The sequence below is a fragment of the Pseudomonas proteolytica genome (genome assembly GCF_007858275.1).
Classification (GTDB): domain Bacteria; phylum Pseudomonadota; class Gammaproteobacteria; order Pseudomonadales; family Pseudomonadaceae; genus Aquipseudomonas; species Aquipseudomonas proteolytica.
In genome coordinates, this window is sequence record NZ_VFEV01000003.1 from 153390 (window position 1) to 170344 (window position 16955).

Below are 16955 nucleotides of genomic sequence, written 5' to 3' on the forward strand. Positions count from 1 at the left end.
ACAAAGCACTCTGCCTCGATCTTGTCACGGCTTGATCGGGGCTTTTTTATGCCTGCTTTTTTGTAGGCGCGAGCTTGCTCGCGAAAAACTCAAGGACGCCGCGTCTAACCAGGCAGCGCGCGTTATCGTTGACGTTCTTCGCGAGCAAGCTCGCTCCTACACGGTTAGCGTTGGGGCAGGCCGATGACGCGTCCGAGCAGGGCAGGCCGGGGCAGGTCTGCTTGCTCGGCGCTGAGCATCGCCAACCGCTGCGCAACCGCCTCGCTGAACGGTGCCGAGCGTGGCCCGGCCAGGTCGACATGCAGCAGCATCTGTTCATTGCCCGCCAGTTCCCGTGCTTCGCCGACCCGATGCAGGCTGTGATAGAGATGCAGGCGCTTGCTGTCATGGGCGATCAGTTGGGTGTGCACTTCAACATCGGCGCCCAGCTTCACTTCGTGCAGGTAATTGAGGTGCAGTTCCAGGGTGAACAGCGAATGGCCGCTGGCTTCGCGGTTGTCGCTGTCCAGGCCCAGGGTGTCCATCAACGCATCGGTGGCGTAGCTGAAAATCAGCAGGTAGAACGCATCGCGCAGATGGCCGTTGTAATCGACCCAGTCGGGGATGATTTTGGTGGTGTAGGTGGTCAACGTTGGCATGTCATGAATCCCAAGGTGTACGCAGTCAAAATGTGGGAGCGGGCTTGCTCGCGAAAGCGGTGTGTCAGTTGGTGCATTCGGTGCTGATGCATCGCTTTCGCGAGCAAGCCCGCTCCCACAGGGTTATTCAGTGAAGCTCATGCCGTGTTTGGCCTTGGTGGTCTTCACCGCTTCCAGTACCGCCAGCAAACAATCATCACGATAGCGCTCCAGCGCTGAAATGCTATGGCTGCCCAACTGCTCGCGGGTGCCATCGACCACATCATCAATCAGTTTGTCCGTCAGTTCCGGTGCCGGCAGGTACGTCCACGGCAGTTGCAGTGCCGGGCCGAATTGCGCCATGAAATGCCGCATGCCGGCATCGCCGCCGGCCAGGGTGTAGGTCAGGAACGTGCCCATGAACGACCAGCGCAAACCGGCGCCAAAGCGGATCGCATCGTCGATCTCGCCGGTGGTCGCCACACCGTCGTTGACCAGGTGCAGCGCCTCGCGCCACAGCGCTTCGAGCAAGCGGTCGGCGATAAATCCCGGGACTTCCTTGCGCACATGCAAGGGGCGCATGCCGAGGGACTCGTAGACTTTTATGGCCGCCTGGATCGCTTCGGGGGCGGTGTGTTTACCGCCCACCACTTCTACCAGCGGCAGCAGGTACACCGGGTTGAATGGGTGACCGACCACGCAGCGCTGCGGGTGGGTGGCGCTCTCATAGAACTCACTGGGCAGCAGGCCCGAGGTGCTGGAGCCGATCAGCGCATCGGGCTTGGCCGCGGCACTGATCTTACTGTGCAACTCCAGTTTCAGTTCCAGGCGTTCCGGGGCGCTTTCCTGGATGAAGTCGGCGTCTTGCACGCACTCCTCGATGGTCGCCACAAACCGCAGGCGGTCCTGGCTGGCGCCCGGTGCCAGGCCCTGTTTTTCCAGGGCGCCCCAGGCATTGGCGACACGTTTGCGCAGGGCCGCTTCGGCGCCTGGCGCCGGGTCCCAGGCCACCACATCCAGGCCGTGGGCTAGGGCGCGAGATATCCAGCCGCTGCCGATGACACCGCTGCCCAGGGCGGCGAAGGTTTTGATCTCGGTGATAAAGCTCATTTGGGTAATTTCCAGTGCTAAAGAGGTTCATTGTGGGAGCTGGCTTGCCTGCGATAGCGGTGGGTCAGTGCCATATGTATCAACTGATGCACCGCTATCGCAGGCAAGCCAGCTCCTACATTTTTGAGCGGGTTGCGGCAGGGGGATCAGCTGCGTTTGGTCAGGCCCATTTTTATGCGGCCTTCAGCCGGGGTCAGCACTCGTGCGCCCAGGCGGCTGAGGATTTCCCCAGCGCGCTCCACCAGTTGCCCATTGGTCGCCAGTACGCCCTTGTCCAACCACAGGTTGTCTTCCAGCCCGACCCGCACATTGCCGCCCAGCAGCACGGCTTGCGCCGCCATCGGCATCTGCATGCGCCCAATCCCGAAGCCGGCCCACACCGCATCAGCCGGCAGGTTGTCGACCATGGCTTTCATGGTGGTGGTGTCGGCCGGGGCGCCCCAGGGGATGCCCAGGCACAGCTGGAACAACGGGTTATCGAGCAGGCCTTCCTTGATCATCTGCTTGGCGAACCACAGGTGGCCGGTATCGAAAATCTCCAGCTCGGCCTTCACCCCCAGTTCCTGGATGCGCTTGGCGCCCGCCCGCAGTTGGGCCGGGGTGGAGACGTAAATGGTGTCGCCATCGCCGAAGTTCAGGGTGCCGCAGTCCAGGGTGCAGATTTCCGGCAGCAGTTCTTCGACGTGGGCCAGGCGGGTCAACGGGCCGACCAGGTCGGTGTTGGGGCCGAACTCCATGGGGTTCTCGCCGCCACCGATTTCCAGGTCGCCGCCCATGCCGGCGGTGAGGTTGACGATGATGTCGATATCCGCCTCGCGGATGCGCTCCATCACTTCGCGGTACAGCGCCACGTCGCGGCTGAACTTGCCGGTCTGCGGGTCGCGCACATGGCAGTGCACCACGGTGGCGCCGGCTTTGGCAGCCTCCACCGCCGCAGCGGCGATTTGCTTGGGCGTGACCGGCACGTGTGGGCTTCTGGCGGTCGTGTCGCCAGCACCGGTGAGTGCGCAGGTGATGATGACGTCGTGGTTCATGGGGCGGGTTCCTTGCAGGCGTGAGGGTGCTGTTCGCGGCCGTTGATGGCCGCGAAACGGGGATTCAGGAGAAGTTACTTGCTGGTCAATTGCAGGTTGGCGGCCGCCGGCTTGCCATCGAAGGTCGTCACGCCTTCCAGCCAGCGCTGCTGGTCCTGGGGGTGATCCTTGAGCCACTGTTTGGCGGATTCCAAGGCATCCTTGTGCTCCAGCAGCGGCTGCATCATCCGGCTCTCGTCGGCGGCGGTGAAGGTCAGGTTGGTCAGCAACTTATGCACATTCGGGCACTGCTCGGCGTAGGTCGGCGTGGTGACGGTCCAGACCGTGGCCATGCCTTCGTTGGGGCCCAGGGCGTCCTCGCTGCCCGACAGATAGGTCATCTGCACATTGACGTTCATCGGGTGCGGCGCCCAGCCGAAGAACACCACCGCCTCCTTGCGGCGCACGGCGCGGTCCACGGCGGCGAGCATGCCGGCCTCGCTGGACTCCACCAGTTGGAACTTGCCCAGGCCGAACTGGTTCTTGGCGATCATCGCCTTGATCTGGGTGTTGGCCCCCGAGCCCGGCTCGATGCCGTAGATCTTGCCGCCCAGTTCTTTGTGGAACTTGGCGATGTCGGCGAAGGTTTTCAGGCCCTTGTCGGCCATGTAGCTCGGCACTGCGAGGGTGGCGCGGGCGTCCTTGAGGCTGGGCGTGTCGAGGACTTTCACTTGGCCGGCGTCGACGAACGGGGTGATGGTCTGGGTCATCAACGGGTTCCAGTAGCCGAGGAACAGGTCCAGGCGCTGGTCGCGAATGCCGGAGAAGATGATTTGCTGGGAAGCACTGGTTTGCTTGGTGGTGTAGCCGAGGCCGTCGAGCAGCACCTGGGTCATGGCGCTGGTGGCGATCACATCGGTCCAGTTCACTACACCCATGCGCACGTTTTTACAGGAGGCGGCATCGGCGGCCCACAGGCTGGTGCTCAGGACGGCGCTGAGCGCGAGCACGCAGCGGCTGATCAGTCGGTTCATGATGGATCCCTCGGCAGGTCGTTATTGTGGGTTCCGGCGTCTTTGTGCACCGTGTCGCCAAGTTACCCACCTTGATGCCCGGTAAAACGCACGGCGGCGACCCGATCTTGCACTGTGGCGACCTGTGCCCTTGAATGGGCGTTGGAACTGACGTATCACAGTGACCACGCTACCCGTCCCACGAGTGCGCACCATGTCCCAGGATTTCTACTTTCTGCTGATGCCGGGGTTTTCCGCCATCGGCTTTATCTCTGCCATTGAACCGCTGCGCGTGGCCAACCGTTTTCGCGGCGAGCTGTATCGCTGGCACGTATTGAGTGCGGATGGCGGCGCGGTGCTGGCGAGCAATGGCATGTCCGTCAACGCGGACGAGGGGCTGGCGCCACTGAAAAAGGGCGCGACTTTGCTGGTGGTCGCCGGCTTCGAACCGCTGGAGTTCGTCACGCCAGCCCTGGAGCACTGGCTGCGCCGCCTCGATCATGACGGTGTGCCCTTGGGCGCCATCGACACCGGCAGCTTCGTCCTGGCCCAGGCCGGCCTGCTCGATGGCTACCGTCTGACCCTGCACTGGGAAGCCATCGATGCCTTCAAGGAATCCTATCCCGCGCTGGCCGTGACCCAGGAACTGTTCGAAATCGACCGTCGGCGCATCACCTGCGCCGGTGGCACCGCCTCCATCGACTTGATGCTTGACCTGATCAGCCAGGCCCACGGCCCGGAACTGGCGATCCAGGTCTCCGAACAGTTTGTGCTGGGCCGCATCCGCCCGCGCAAAGACCACCAGCGCATGCAGATCGCCACTCGCTACGGGATCAACAACCAGAAGCTGGTGCAGGTGATCGGCGAGATGGAACAGCACACCGAACCGCCCCTGAGCACCCTGGCGCTGGCGCAGATGATCAAGGTCACACGGCGCCAACTGGAGCGCCTGTTTCGCCTGCACTTGAACGAAACACCGAGCACCTTCTACCTCGGCCTGCGCCTGGAAAAAGCCCGAAAACTGCTGCGCCAGAGCGGCATGAGCGTGCTGGAAGTGAGCATTGCCTGCGGGTTTGAGTCACCGTCGTACTTCACCCGAAGCTACCGGGCACGGTTTGCCAAGTGCCCGCGGGAGGATCGGCGGCGGTAGGGCATACGCCGACACAAAATGTGGGAGCTGGCTTGCCTGCGATCGCTGTGGGTCAGCAACTTATCTGCCAACTGATACACCGCTATCGCAGCATGAGTATCTACACAACTCTCTGATACTTCTGGGCTCTGGGCTCTGGGTTTTGGGCTGATGTAGGGGGCATATCCATTGCTGCGGTAACGGCGGCCATGGGGTCCGCCCTTACGGCGGCTCACTTTTGAACAGCGCAAAAGTAAGCAAAACGCTCTTGCCCCACCACTCGGTGCCTCGCCTAGGCTCGGCATGCCCGCAGTCAGGCATTGCTCCGTGGGCCCGCCGCGATCGGCCATCCATGGCCGTGTCGCGGCTACCCCGGCATCCTGCCGGGGTGCCCACTGCGCAATACCTGCCTGCGGCCATCGTGGTTTAACGGGGCGCCTAAGATCAAAAGCCAGATCAACAGCAACGCCAGAGCGCGAAGCTGCATTCCCCTGTGGGAGCGGCGGTGCGACGATTCGACTTGCTCGCGAATGCGGTGGGTCAGTGATGGATATATTGACTGATACACCGCATTCGCGAGCAAGCCCGCTCCCACAGGGGTACGCGCACGATTCGACGATCAGGTCGGCTGTCAGGCCGCCTCGCTTTGCTTGTGATTTTGATCTTAGCGCCCCGTTGAACCACGCTGGCCGTCATCCGATATTGATTTTGGGAGTAAACCGGCAGGACGCCGGTTTAGCCGCGCTGGGCCATGGATGGCCCATCGCGGCGACTCCCAAAATCAATGTCGGATGACGGGCACACCGAGCCTAGGCGAGGTGCCGAGTGGTGGGGCAAGAGCGTTTTGCTTACTTTTGCGCTGTTCAAAAGTGAGCCGCCGTAAGGGCGGAACCCATACCCGCCGCGACCGCGGCAACGGATATGTACACATACCCAGAAGAGCGGGTCGTGTAGATACTCATGGCTTTCGCAGGCAAGCCAGCTCCCACATTGGACGTATGGGGTGGCTTATTTTTTTACCAACGCCGAGCACGCGGTTTTAAAGGCTTCATGCTGATATTTGTTCAGCGTCGCCGGCAGCTCGAAGCTGTGCTTCTTGTACTGCGCATTGATGGTCTGCGGCGACAGCAGGGTCACTTCAACGCCGTCCAGCAGTTGCAACACGCCTTCGATCTTGAACGTGGTCGGGCCGCCGGCGAATTCGCCTTTCTTGCTGCGCTTCTTGATCGCGATGCGGGTGATGCCGTTATCGCGCACAAACGCGGCCACTTGGCTGGCGAAGGCTTTGACGTTGGCAGCCTCGTCATCGTCCTCAAGGGCGATTTTCTTGGTGGCCATGGTGACGTGGGTCAGGTCCGGGGCGGCAACGGCGATGATGGCTTCGCTGCCTTTGATTTCGATGCCGCACAGAGTCATGGGTAGCCTTGGTTCAGAGGAAAGGATGCGCGCGATTGTCGCTTATTCCTGGCCAATCGACTCCAAAAACTCCGACCGCTCATCACTCATCCGCGCCAGGCAGTCATTCTGCGCAATGGCGTAGGCCTTGGTGCCGGTCACTGCCGGGAAGGTGTCCACCGCGCAATCGGCATCCCGCAGTTTTTCCCACTTCTGCTGGGCATCCTTCAGACGAGCGGTAATGTCCGCCAGTTTGGTCTTGTCGCTGCCGTAGGTAGAACCCATGCGTTCCAGCAGGCCTTGATAGTTGTCTTTCAACAACTGCTCGGCGGTGGTTTTGTTGTAGGAGGCGCATTCCAGGGTCTGTTTGTCGTTTTCGATGCCATCACACGGGGTGCTGTCGGTGTCTTCGGCCGCGTGGACGCCAGTGGCGAGGAGTGCCAAAGCCAGGAAAATCGGTTTCATTGCGCCTTCTCATATCGGTGGATGGGTCGAATTCTGGCTCAAGCGTAGGCCAAAGAACAGATGCACGACAGACACGTCCGTGCACCCTTTGTCGTGGATTGACGCTTTCGGCAATTCCCCTGTCGTTTTTGCACCCGGCTCGCTCAGTCCCTGGGCATATGCTGGCCCCAAAGCGCCGGCAGACGATTCGGCGCATGAATCGCCAATAAGGGGACGCCTGATGAGCCCAGCCGAACTGCACGCCGACAGCATCGTTATCGACGGGCTGATCATTGCCAAGTGGAACCGCGACCTGTTCGAGGACATGCGCAAGGGTGGCCTGACGGCCGCCAACTGCACGGTGTCGGTGTGGGAAGGCTTCCAGGCCACGATCAATAACATCGTGGCCAGCCAGACCCTGATCCGCGAGAACAGCGACCTGGTGATCCCGGTGAAAACCACCGCCGATATCCGCCGCGCCAAGGAGCAGGGCAAGACCGGCATCATCTTCGGCTTCCAGAATGCCCACGCGTTTGAAGACCAACTCGGCTACGTCGAGATCTTCAAGCAGCTCGGCGTCGGCGTGGTGCAGATGTGCTACAACACCCAGAACCTGGTGGGCACCGGCTGCTATGAGCGCGACGGCGGCCTGTCGGGCTTCGGGCGCGAAATCGTCGCTGAGATGAACCGCGTCGGTGTCATGTGCGACCTGTCCCATGTCGGCTCCAAGACCAGTGAAGAAGTCATCCTCGAATCGAAAAAACCAGTGTGCTACTCCCACTGCCTGCCGTCCGGCCTGAAAGAGCACCCGCGCAACAAGTCCGATGAAGAACTCAAGTTCATTGCCGACCACGGTGGTTTTGTCGGTGTGACCATGTTTGCGCCATTCCTGGCCAAGGGCATCGATTCGACCATCGACGACTACGCCGAAGCCATCGAATACACCATGAACATTGTCGGCGAAGACGCCATCGGCATCGGTACCGACTTCACCCAGGGCCATGGCCAGGATTTCTTCGAAATGCTGACCCATGACAAGGGCTACGCCCGCCGCCTGACCAGCTTCGGCAAGATCATCAACCCGCTGGGCATCCGCACCGTGGGCGAGTTCCCCAACCTGACCGAGACCCTGCTCAAGCGCGGCCACAGCGAGCGCGTAGTACGCAAGATCATGGGCGAGAACTGGGTCAACGTGTTGAAAGACGTCTGGGGCGAATAAGCCACCGTTTTTTCTCCCCCGGCCATTCGTGCCGGGGCATTACCAAGAATTTTCTGGAGTTAAGTTTCCATGGCCAAGATCGCCCCGCAATTGCCAATCGAAGTCGACAGCGAAACCGGTGTCTGGACCTCCGACGCCTTGCCGATGCTGTACGTACCGCGTCATTTCTTCGTCAACAATCACATGGGCATCGAAGAGGTGCTGGGCGCTGATGCCTACGCCGAAATCCTCTACAAGGCCGGCTACAAATCCGCCTGGCACTGGTGTGAAAAAGAAGCCGAATGCCACGGCCTGGAAGGCGTCGCGGTGTTCGAGCACTACATGAAGCGCCTGTCGCAGCGCGGTTGGGGCCTGTTCAAGATCCAGGACATCGACCTGGATAAAGGCACCGCCAGCGTCAAGCTCGAACACTCGGCATTCGTCTACGTGTACGGCAAGGTCGGGCGCAAGGTCGACTACATGTTCACCGGCTGGTTTGCCGGCGCCATGGACCAGATTCTGCAGGCGCGCGGCAGCAATATCCGCACCGTCGCCGAACAAGTCTACGGAGGCTCCGAAGAGGGCCATGACGACGGTCTGTTCACCGTCAAGCCGTTGTAAGCCGAGGACCGTGCCATGGCTTTCGAAGCAATGTTTGCGCCGATCCAGATCGGCAAACTGACCATCCGCAACCGCGTGCTCAGTACCGCCCACGCCGAGGTGTATGCCACCGACGGCGGGATGACCACCGAGCGTTATGTGAAGTATTACGAAGAGAAAGCCAAGGGCGGCATTGGCCTGGCGATCTGTGGCGGCTCCTCGGTGGTGGCGATCGACAGCCCGCAGGAGTGGTGGAGTTCGGTGAACCTGTCCACCGACCGCATCATCCCGCACTTCCAGAACCTGGCTGACGCGATGCACAAGCATGGCGCCAAGATCATGATCCAGATTACCCACATGGGCCGTCGCTCGCGTTGGGATGGCTTCAACTGGCCGACCCTGATGTCGCCGTCGGGGGTGCGCGAGCCGGTGCACCGTGCGACGTGCAAGACCATCGAGCCGGAAGAAATCTGGCGGGTGATCGGCAACTACGCCAGCGCTGCAGGCCGGGCCAAGGCCGGTGGCCTGGATGGCGTGGAGCTGTCGGCGGTGCACCAGCACATGATCGACCAGTTCTGGAGCCCGCGGGTCAACAAACGGACCGATGAATGGGGCGGCAGCTTCGAAAATCGTATGCGTTTCGGCCTCGAAGTGCTCAAGGCCGTGCGTGCGGAAGTCGGCCCGGATTTTTGCGTGGGCATCCGTTTGTGCGGGGATGAATTCCATCCGGACGGCCTGTCCCACGAGGACATGAAGCAGATCGCCAAGTACTACGACGACACCGGCATGCTCGACTTTATCGGGGTGGTCGGCTCGGGGTGCGACACCCACAACACCCTGGCCAACGTGATCCCGAACATGAGTTACCCGCCGGAGCCGTTCCTGCACCTGGCGGCCGGGATCAAGGAAGTGGTCAAGTCCCCGGTGCTGCACGCGCAGAACATCAAGGACCCGAACCAGGCCACGCGCATCCTCGAAGGCGGCTACGTGGACATGGTCGGCATGACCCGTGCGCACATGGCCGACCCGCACCTGATCGCCAAGATCAAGATGGGCCAGATCGACCAGATCAAACAGTGCGTCGGCGCCAACTATTGCATCGACCGCCAGTACCAGGGCCTGGATGTACTGTGCATCCAGAACGCCGCGACCTCCCGGGAATACATGGGGGTGCCGCACATCATCGAGAAATCCACCGGACCCAAGCGCAAAGTGGTAGTGGTCGGTGCCGGCCCGGCCGGGATGGAGGCCGCTCGGGTTGCTGCCGAACGCGGCCACGATGTGACCCTGTTCGAGAAAAAAGACTTTATCGGTGGGCAGATCACCACCGCCTCCAAGGCGCCGCAGCGCGACCAGATCGCGGGCATCACTCGCTGGTTCCAGCTGGAACTGGCACGGCTCAATGTCGACCTGCGCCTGGGCGTGGCGGCGGATGCCGCAACCATCCTCGACCTGCGTCCCGATGTGGTGGTGCTGGCGGTGGGCGGGCATCCGTTCATCGAGCAGAACGAACACTGGGGCGCGGCAGAAGGCCTGGTGGTCAGCAGTTGGGATGTGCTCGACGGCAAGGTGGCGCCGGGCAAGAACGTGCTGGTGTACGACACCATCTGCGAATTCACCGGCATGTCAGTGGCCGACTTTCTGGCCGACAAGGGTTGCCAGGTCGAGATCGTCACCGACGACATCAAGCCCGGCGTGGCCATCGGCGGTACGTCATTCCCGACTTACTACCGCAGCATGTACCCCAAGGAAGTGATCATGACCGGCGACATGATGCTGGAGAAGGTCTACCGCGAGGGCGACAAGCTGATAGCCGTGCTGGAGAACGAATACACCGGCGCCAAGGAAGAGCGGGTGGTGGACCAGGTGGTGGTGGAGAACGGCGTGCGCCCGGATGAAGAAATCTACTACGCCCTCAAGCAAGGGGCGCGCAACAAGGGGCAGATGGACGTCGAAGCGTTGTTCGCGATCAAGCCGCAACCGTGCCTGAGCGAACCGGGGGAAGGGTACTTGCTGTTCCGCATCGGTGACTGTGTGGCCCAGCGCAATACCCACGCCGCGATCTATGACGCCCTGCGCTTGTGCAAGGATTTCTGACCCAACACCGAACCAATGTGGACTCGGTCAAAAATGTGGGAGCGGGCTTGCTCGCGAAAGCGGTGTGTCAGTCGATACATCCGGTGGCTGATGCACCGCCTTCGCGAGCAAGCCCGCTCCCACATTAGAGCTGTGTGGTCTGTGGGAGCTTCACCATGTTGAACACCCTTCTTCCGATTCTCCTGTTTGCAGCCCTGGGCCTCGCTGTCCTCGGCGCTTTGCGCCGGGTGAACATGTGGCGCCGTGGCCGTGCGGCCAAGGTCGACCTGCTGGGCGGCCTGCTGGCCATGCCCAAGCGCTACATGGTCGACCTGCACCACGTGGTTGCCCGCGACAAATACATCGCCAATACCCACGTGGCCACGGCCCTGGGCTTTGTGTTGTCGGCGTTGCTGGCGATTCTGGTGCACGGTTTCGGCCTGCACAATCGCATCCTCGGCTACGCCTTGCTGCTGGCCTCGGTGCTGATGTTTGTCGGCGCCACCTTCGTCTACCTGCGCCGGCGCAACCCACCCGCGCGCCTGTCCAAAGGCCCGTGGATGCGCCTGCCGAAAAGCCTGATGGCGTTCTCGGTCAGTTTCTTCCTGGTGACCTTGCCGGTGGCCGGGATCCTGCCCGCCGACTTCGGTGGCTGGCTGCTGGCCGCGCTGCTCGGTGTGGGTGTGCTGTGGGGCGTGTCGGAGATGTTCTTCGGCATGACCTGGGGCGGGCCGATGAAGCATGCGTTTGCCGGTGCCCTGCACCTGGCCTGGCACCGCCGCGCCGAACGTTTTGGGGGTGGCCGTTCCACCGGCTTGAAGCCGTTGGACCTGAGTGACAAAAGCGCGCCCCTGGGCGTGGAAAAACCCAAGGACTTCACCTGGAACCAACTGCTCGGTTTCGACGCCTGCGTGCAGTGCGGCAAGTGCGAAGCCGCGTGCCCTGCATTCGCCGCCGGCCAGCCGCTGAACCCGAAAAAACTGATCCAGGACATGGTGGTCGGCCTGGCCGGTGGCACCGATGCCAAGTTCGCCGGCAGCCCGTATCCGGGCAAGGCCATTGGCGAGCACAGCGGCAACCCGCACCAACCGATCGTCAACGGCCTGGTGGACGCCGAGACCTTGTGGTCCTGCACCACCTGCCGCGCCTGTGTCGAAGAGTGCCCGATGATGATCGAGCACGTGGATGCCATCGTCGATATGCGCCGCCATTTGACCCTGGAAAAAGGCGCGACGCCGAACAAGGGCGCCGAAGTCCTGGAGAACCTGATCGCCACCGACAACCCTGGCGGTTTTGCCCCGGGCGGGCGGATGAACTGGGCGGCGGACTTGAACCTGCCGCTGCTCGGCGACAAGAAGACAACTGACGTACTGTTCTGGGTTGGCGATGGTGCCTTCGACATGCGTAACCAGCGGACCTTGCGCGCCTTCGTCAAAGTGCTGAAGGCAGCCAAGGTCGATTTCGCCGTGCTGGGCCTGGAAGAGCGCGACAGTGGCGACGTGGCCCGGCGCCTGGGGGATGAGGCGACGTTCCAGCTGCTGGCCGCACGCAATATCCAGACCCTGGCCAAGTACAGTTTCCAGCGCATCGTGACCTGTGACCCTCACAGTTTCCACGTGCTGAAAAACGAATATGGCGCCTTCGACGGCCATTACCGGGTGCAGCACCACAGCACCTACATGGCCGAGCTGATCGACGCCGGCGCGCTGAACCTGGGCCAGCACAAAGGCAACAGCGTGACCTATCACGACCCGTGCTACCTGGGCCGTTACAACGGCGAGTACGAGGCACCGCGCCAAGTGCTGCGGGCGCTGGGGATCGAGGTCAAGGAGATGCAGCGTTCGGGCTTCCGTTCCCGTTGCTGTGGCGGCGGGGGCGGCGCGCCGATCACCGATATTCCCGGCAAGCAGCGCATCCCCGACATGCGCATGGAAGACATCCGCGAGACCGGCGCCGAACTGGTGGCCGTCGGTTGTCCACAGTGCACGGCGATGCTCGAAGGGGTGGTCGAGCCACGCCCCCTGATCAAAGACATTGCCGAACTGGTTGCAGATGCCCTGCTCGAAGAGCCTGCACCGGCCAAGACCCCGAATTTGCGTGAACCTGCGGAGGTGCATTGATGAGCGACATTATCCGCCGCGACCCACGGGCCGAATGGATCGCCCGCAACCGCCTGCACCCGCTGCATGCGGCAATGCAACCGGAGCAGCACAGTTGGATGGGGCCTAACGGCATCATCCGCAAGAATGTGCACGGCATGGGTTTTATCGGCCCCAACGGCATCAAGCGTATCGACCGCAGCGGCGCCCAGCAGGGTGGCGCCACCAAGCGCACGGCAGCGGTGCAAGTGCAGTTGCCGCTGCACCAGGTGCCAGCCCCGGCGTTCTACATCAACGTGGTGCCGGATATGGTCGGCGGCCGCCTGAGCAGCCACGACCGCGACTTGCTGGGCCTGGCGCGGCAACTCGCCGGCAGCGACGGCGCGGTGCTGGCGGTGGTGTTTGGCGAGCACAAGGAAAGCGCGTTCGACACAGCCGGCGTGGACCGCCTGCTGGTGTTGGACGGCCGCGAATTCGACGGTTATTCACCGGAGCAACGGGTCCATGGCCTGCGGGCTGTGGATAACCAGTTCAGCCCGCGTCACTGGTTGCTGCCCGACAGCCGCAGTGGCGGTGGCGAACTGGGGCGGCGCTTTGCCGCGAGCCTCAAGGAACGCCCGGCCACCCGGGTCTGGCAGATCAAGGGCAGCGAGTGTATCGGCCGTGCCGGTGCGGGCCGGGAGGACTTGGCGCGAGCGCTGCCAAGGCTGATCCTGGCCGCGGTGGAATGTGCCGATCCCGTCAGCGATACGCGCCATGAAGTGTTGCCGCTGGAATTATCCACAGCGCTGGCGCGCAGCTTGCCGCGTATCGAGGACCTGGGCGCGGTGGCGGTGGACCCGGGCGCGATTCCCATGGCCGAGGCCGAGTTTATTTTCTCGGGCGGCAATGGGGTCAAGGACTGGGAGCTGTTCCACCAGACCGCTGCCGCGCTGGGGGCTACCGAAGGTGCGTCGCGGGTGGCTGTGGACGATGGCTTCATGGCACGGGACCGGCAGGTTGGCGCCAGTGGTATCTGGGTCACCGCACGGGTGTATGTGGCCGTGGGGATCTCCGGGGCGATCCAGCACCTGCAAGGCATTGGTGCCTGCGACAAAGTCGTGGCGATCAACCTCGATCCGGGTTGCGACATGATCAAGCGCGCCGACCTGTCGGTGATCGGTGACAGCGGCGAAATTCTCCGGGCCTTGATCGCAGCGGTCCAGGCCCACCGCAACGGCGCCAAGCGCGATGCGGCTTAAGCAAAGGATATGGCCATGACGACCCATGTAATCAGCCTGGTCTCCATAGGCGCCCACCCGACCTCCGGCCGCCCCCGTCGCGCCGAACAGGATGCACGCGCCGTGGAATTGGGGTTGCAACTGGCTGGGGATAACCTGCAAGTGCTGCATGCCGGCGACATCGCCGAACCGACCCTGCGCGCCTACCTGGGCATGGGATTGGCGCAGTTGCACGTGCTGGAGCAACCGGCCGGCGCCGATGCCTTGCCGGTACTCGGTGACTATCTACAGGATGCTGGTGCCCAGGTGGTGCTTACCGGCAGCCAGGCAGAAACCGGCGAAGGCTCGGGCATGCTGCCCTTCCTGTTGGCCGAACACCTGGGCTGGCCGCTGATTGTCGGGCTGGCCCAGGTGGAGTCCATCGACAGCGGTGTGGCCCATGTGCTGCAAGCCTTGCCGCGCGGGCAGCGGCGGCGCCTGAAGGTGCGCCTGCCGTTTGTGGCCACGGTGGATAACGCTGGGCCCAAGCCGCGGCAAAGCGCCTATGGCCCGGCCCAGCGCGGTGTGCTGCAGGAGCACGACGTGCAGGTGGTGGACGATGAGTTATTCACAGGCGCCGTGCTGCAACCGGCCAAGCCTCGACCCAAGCGCCTCAAAGTGATCAAGGCCAAGAGCGGCGCCGACCGCATGAAGGCCGCCACGGCCAAGGCCAGCGGCGGCGGTGGCCAGGTGCTCAAGGGCCTGGGCCCCGAGGCGGGCGCCGAAGCCATTCTCAAGCTGCTGATCGAAGAAGGCGTGGTGCGCTGACCCCCTGTAGGAGCGAGCTTGCTCGCGAAGAACCTGAGCGCGCAGCGTTAAACCAGACACGCTGCGTTACCGTTGGCCTTTTTCGCGAGCAAGCTCGCTCCTACAAGGCGTGTGCGTGGGTGTTTACCCACAATCCCTGTTAACCCACCTGTGGATAACCTGTTCGCGGCTGTCCACACCCCATGTAAATCAAGCGCTACAGCCCTCTGTACGAAAAACAACCAACCTAAGCAACGGTTTTTACTGGGCTTTTTCTGTGGATAAGGAAAAAGCCCGGCCCGGAGTTGCCCCCAAAGTCTGTTGGTGCTTCTGTGGATAAGATGTTCGCTACCCGCTACAGGCCTTATAAATAAAGGCGTGCAGTGGGTTGGTTGAAATATGATCAATGTGGCCGTTTCCGCTTGAATCTTCGCGTAAAGCCTCGATTTTGCTCGGTTGCAGACGGTTTTCCACAGATAGGCCAAAGTTGCCCCCAAAGTCTGTTGGCGCTTCTGTGGATAAGGTGTTTGCGTTCCGCTACAGGCTATATAGAACGTGGCTTGTAGGCTTTAGGTCAAAAAATCATCAATGTTGGATAAAACCCGTTGCTTTGAATAAGTCACGGATTTTCTTGGTTTTATTTCGAGGTAAGAGCGCAGTTGCCCACAATTGCTGTGGGTGGGTTTGTGGATAAGTTGTTGGAGGATGGCTGTAGGGCAGGATAACAGTGGGCTGACGGCCCTATGCTCAATTTTTGACCAGATGCGGACCCAAATGTGGGAGCGAGCAAGCCCGCTCCCACATTTTTTGATCCCGGGTGGGTCAGTTACTCGTGCGCGGCAACGCCCTTGAGGTACGGGGCCGGTGCCGCTCCCAGGTTGTTGAGCATGCGCTCGCTGTACCAGTCCACAAAGTTCACCACGCCAAACTCATAGGTCTTGGAATACGGCCCTGGCTGGTAAGCGGTGGAGTTGATCCCGCGCTGGTTCTCTTCGGCCAGGCGCCGGTCCTGGTCATTGGTGGCATCCCACACTTGGCGCATGCGGTCGACGTCGTAGTCCACACCTTCCACGGCATCCTTGTGCACCAGCCACTTGGTGGTGACCATGGTTTCCTGGGCGCTGATCGGCCATACCGTGAAGACGATGATGTGATCGCCCATGCAGTGGTTCCAAGAGTGGGGCAGGTGCAGGATGCGCATCGAGCCCAGGTCGGGGTTCTGGATCCGGCCCATGAGTTTCTTGCAGCCCTGCTTGCCATCCAGGGTCATGGAGACGGTGCCCTTGAGCAGCGGCATGCGCACGATGCGGTTCCGCAGGCCGAAGCTGGCGTGGGCGTAAGGGATCTTCTCGGCGTCCCAGGCAGCGGCGGATGCGGCGACGTGGTCTTTAAAGGCCTGGTCGGCCCGTGGGTCGGTGACGTCGTCCCATTCCAGCAGGGTTTTCAGCAACTCGGGGTGCGAGGCGTTGCAGTGGTAGCACTCGCGGTTGTTTTCCAGCACCAGTTTCCAGTTGGCTTTTTCAAACAAGGTGGTCTGGATCGCCACCTTGGTGTTTTCCATGTCGTAGGGTTCCATGTAGTGGTTGAGCGTCGACAGAAAGTCATCGATGGCCGGTGGGTTTTCGGCCAGGCTGATGAAGATGTAGCCGCCGGCGGTCTTCACGTTTACCGGCTTGAGGCCGTACTGCTTCATGTCGAAGTCGGCGCCCATCTCGGTGCCGGCGAACAACAGGCGCCCGTCCAGTTCGTAGGTCCACTGGTGGTAATGGCAAACCAGTTTGGCGACCTTGCCCTTGTCGCTGGTACACAAGCGCGAACCGCGGTGGCGGCAGACGTTGTGAAAGGCATGCACCACGCCTTCGGCGCCACGGATCACGATGATCGGGTTCTTGCCGATCTGCAGGGTCAGGTAGTTGCCCTTGGTGGGGATTTCGCAGGTCATGCCGGCGATCAACCATTCCTTCTGGAAGATCTCCTGCATGTCGATATCGAACAGCCGCTGGTCAGAGTAAAACGGCTGGGGCAACGAAAAAGTGCGCTCGCGCTCTTGCAACATTTGCGCGGTGGCCTTGCGTGCGGGTTCCAGCGGATCGCCCAAGCTCAAGGTTGCGGTGACGTCCATCGTATGTGTCCTCAAGGCCATTCTGTGTGGCCGCGATAAGTGGCTAATCAGGTTTGCAGCAAGGCGTAAAGAAAGCGTCGTTGTTGGCTGCGAGTGTGGGCCCGGCGCTGCCCGCAACCTTGTCCATTAACGA

General features: G+C 61.9%; 14 protein-coding genes. 7 read left to right on the forward strand and 7 right to left on the reverse strand.

Annotation, left to right across the window (positions count from 1 at the left end; translation table 11 throughout):
* Window positions 1-164 precede the first annotated feature (164 nt).
* The 4 genes from FIV38_RS03570 to FIV38_RS03585 all read right to left on the reverse strand — a co-directional run bounded on the left by FIV38_RS03570 (window position 165) and on the right by FIV38_RS03585 (window position 3774).
* Window positions 165-638, reverse strand: coding sequence for a thioesterase family protein (locus tag FIV38_RS03570; RefSeq protein WP_070993946.1), 474 nt, complete (start codon window positions 636-638; stop codon window positions 165-167).
* A gap of 123 nt (window positions 639-761) precedes the next feature.
* The gene (locus FIV38_RS03575; protein WP_092231014.1) at window positions 762-1727 is read right to left on the reverse strand and encodes an L-carnitine dehydrogenase; all 966 of its coding nucleotides are present in this window, start codon (window positions 1725-1727) and stop codon (window positions 762-764) included.
* A gap of 146 nt (window positions 1728-1873) precedes the next feature.
* Window positions 1874-2761, reverse strand: coding sequence for a 3-dehydrocarnitine:acetyl-CoA trimethylamine transferase CdhC (gene cdhC / locus FIV38_RS03580; RefSeq protein ID WP_092231012.1), 888 nt, complete (start codon window positions 2759-2761; stop codon window positions 1874-1876).
* A gap of 74 nt (window positions 2762-2835) precedes the next feature.
* Entirely contained in the window at window positions 2836-3774 is a 939-nt protein-coding gene (locus FIV38_RS03585; protein ID WP_092231009.1) for a choline ABC transporter substrate-binding protein, read from the reverse strand.
* 193 nt (window positions 3775-3967) lie between these two features.
* Here FIV38_RS03585 and FIV38_RS03590 point away from each other — a divergent pair, with 193 nt between their 5' ends.
* Window positions 3968-4903, forward strand: a complete 936-nt coding sequence (locus tag FIV38_RS03590) for a GlxA family transcriptional regulator (RefSeq protein WP_092231006.1) — start codon at window positions 3968-3970, stop codon at window positions 4901-4903.
* Window positions 4904-5890: 987 nt separating this feature from the next.
* Here FIV38_RS03590 and FIV38_RS03600 read toward each other — a convergent pair.
* Together FIV38_RS03600 and FIV38_RS03605 are read right to left on the reverse strand one after the other, a co-directional pair.
* Window positions 5891-6298 carry a DUF3010 family protein gene (locus FIV38_RS03600; protein WP_029297002.1) on the reverse strand — a complete coding sequence of 136 codons (408 nt, stop codon included), beginning with the start codon at window positions 6296-6298 and terminating at the stop codon, window positions 5891-5893.
* Between the two features lie 42 nt (window positions 6299-6340).
* The gene (locus FIV38_RS03605; RefSeq protein ID WP_029296999.1) at window positions 6341-6742 is read right to left on the reverse strand and encodes a lysozyme inhibitor LprI family protein; all 402 of its coding nucleotides are present in this window, start codon (window positions 6740-6742) and stop codon (window positions 6341-6343) included.
* Window positions 6743-6962: 220 nt separating this feature from the next.
* Here FIV38_RS03605 and FIV38_RS03615 point away from each other — a divergent pair, with 220 nt between their 5' ends.
* The 6 genes from FIV38_RS03615 (at window position 6963) to etfB (ending at window position 14721) form a co-directional block, all read left to right on the forward strand.
* Window positions 6963-7940, forward strand: coding sequence for a dipeptidase (locus FIV38_RS03615; protein ID WP_029296997.1), 978 nt, complete (start codon window positions 6963-6965; stop codon window positions 7938-7940).
* 69 nt (window positions 7941-8009) lie between these two features.
* On the forward strand, window positions 8010-8540 hold the full coding sequence (locus tag FIV38_RS03620) for a DUF5943 domain-containing protein (RefSeq protein ID WP_003194877.1): 531 nt from the start codon (window positions 8010-8012) through the stop codon (window positions 8538-8540).
* A gap of 15 nt (window positions 8541-8555) precedes the next feature.
* Window positions 8556-10616, forward strand: a complete 2061-nt coding sequence (gene dgcA, locus FIV38_RS03625) for a dimethylglycine demethylation protein DgcA (protein WP_092231003.1) — start codon at window positions 8556-8558, stop codon at window positions 10614-10616.
* A gap of 155 nt (window positions 10617-10771) precedes the next feature.
* Window positions 10772-12715, forward strand: coding sequence for a dimethylglycine demethylation protein DgcB (gene dgcB, locus FIV38_RS03630; protein ID WP_092231000.1), 1944 nt, complete (start codon window positions 10772-10774; stop codon window positions 12713-12715).
* Window positions 12715-13935 (forward strand): electron transfer flavoprotein subunit alpha, encoded by a 1221-nt coding sequence (gene etfA, locus FIV38_RS03635; protein ID WP_092230997.1) that lies wholly within the window; start codon window positions 12715-12717, stop codon window positions 13933-13935. The genes dgcB and etfA overlap by 1 nt, the downstream gene beginning before the upstream one ends.
* A gap of 15 nt (window positions 13936-13950) precedes the next feature.
* On the forward strand, window positions 13951-14721 hold the full coding sequence (gene etfB / locus FIV38_RS03640) for an electron transfer flavoprotein subunit beta (RefSeq protein WP_092230994.1): 771 nt from the start codon (window positions 13951-13953) through the stop codon (window positions 14719-14721).
* Window positions 14722-15526: 805 nt separating this feature from the next.
* Here the strand turns inward: etfB and gbcA are convergent.
* The gene (gene gbcA, locus FIV38_RS03645) at window positions 15527-16822 is read right to left on the reverse strand and encodes a glycine-betaine demethylase subunit GbcA (protein ID WP_092230991.1); all 1296 of its coding nucleotides are present in this window, start codon (window positions 16820-16822) and stop codon (window positions 15527-15529) included.
* Window positions 16823-16955 lie beyond the last annotated feature (133 nt).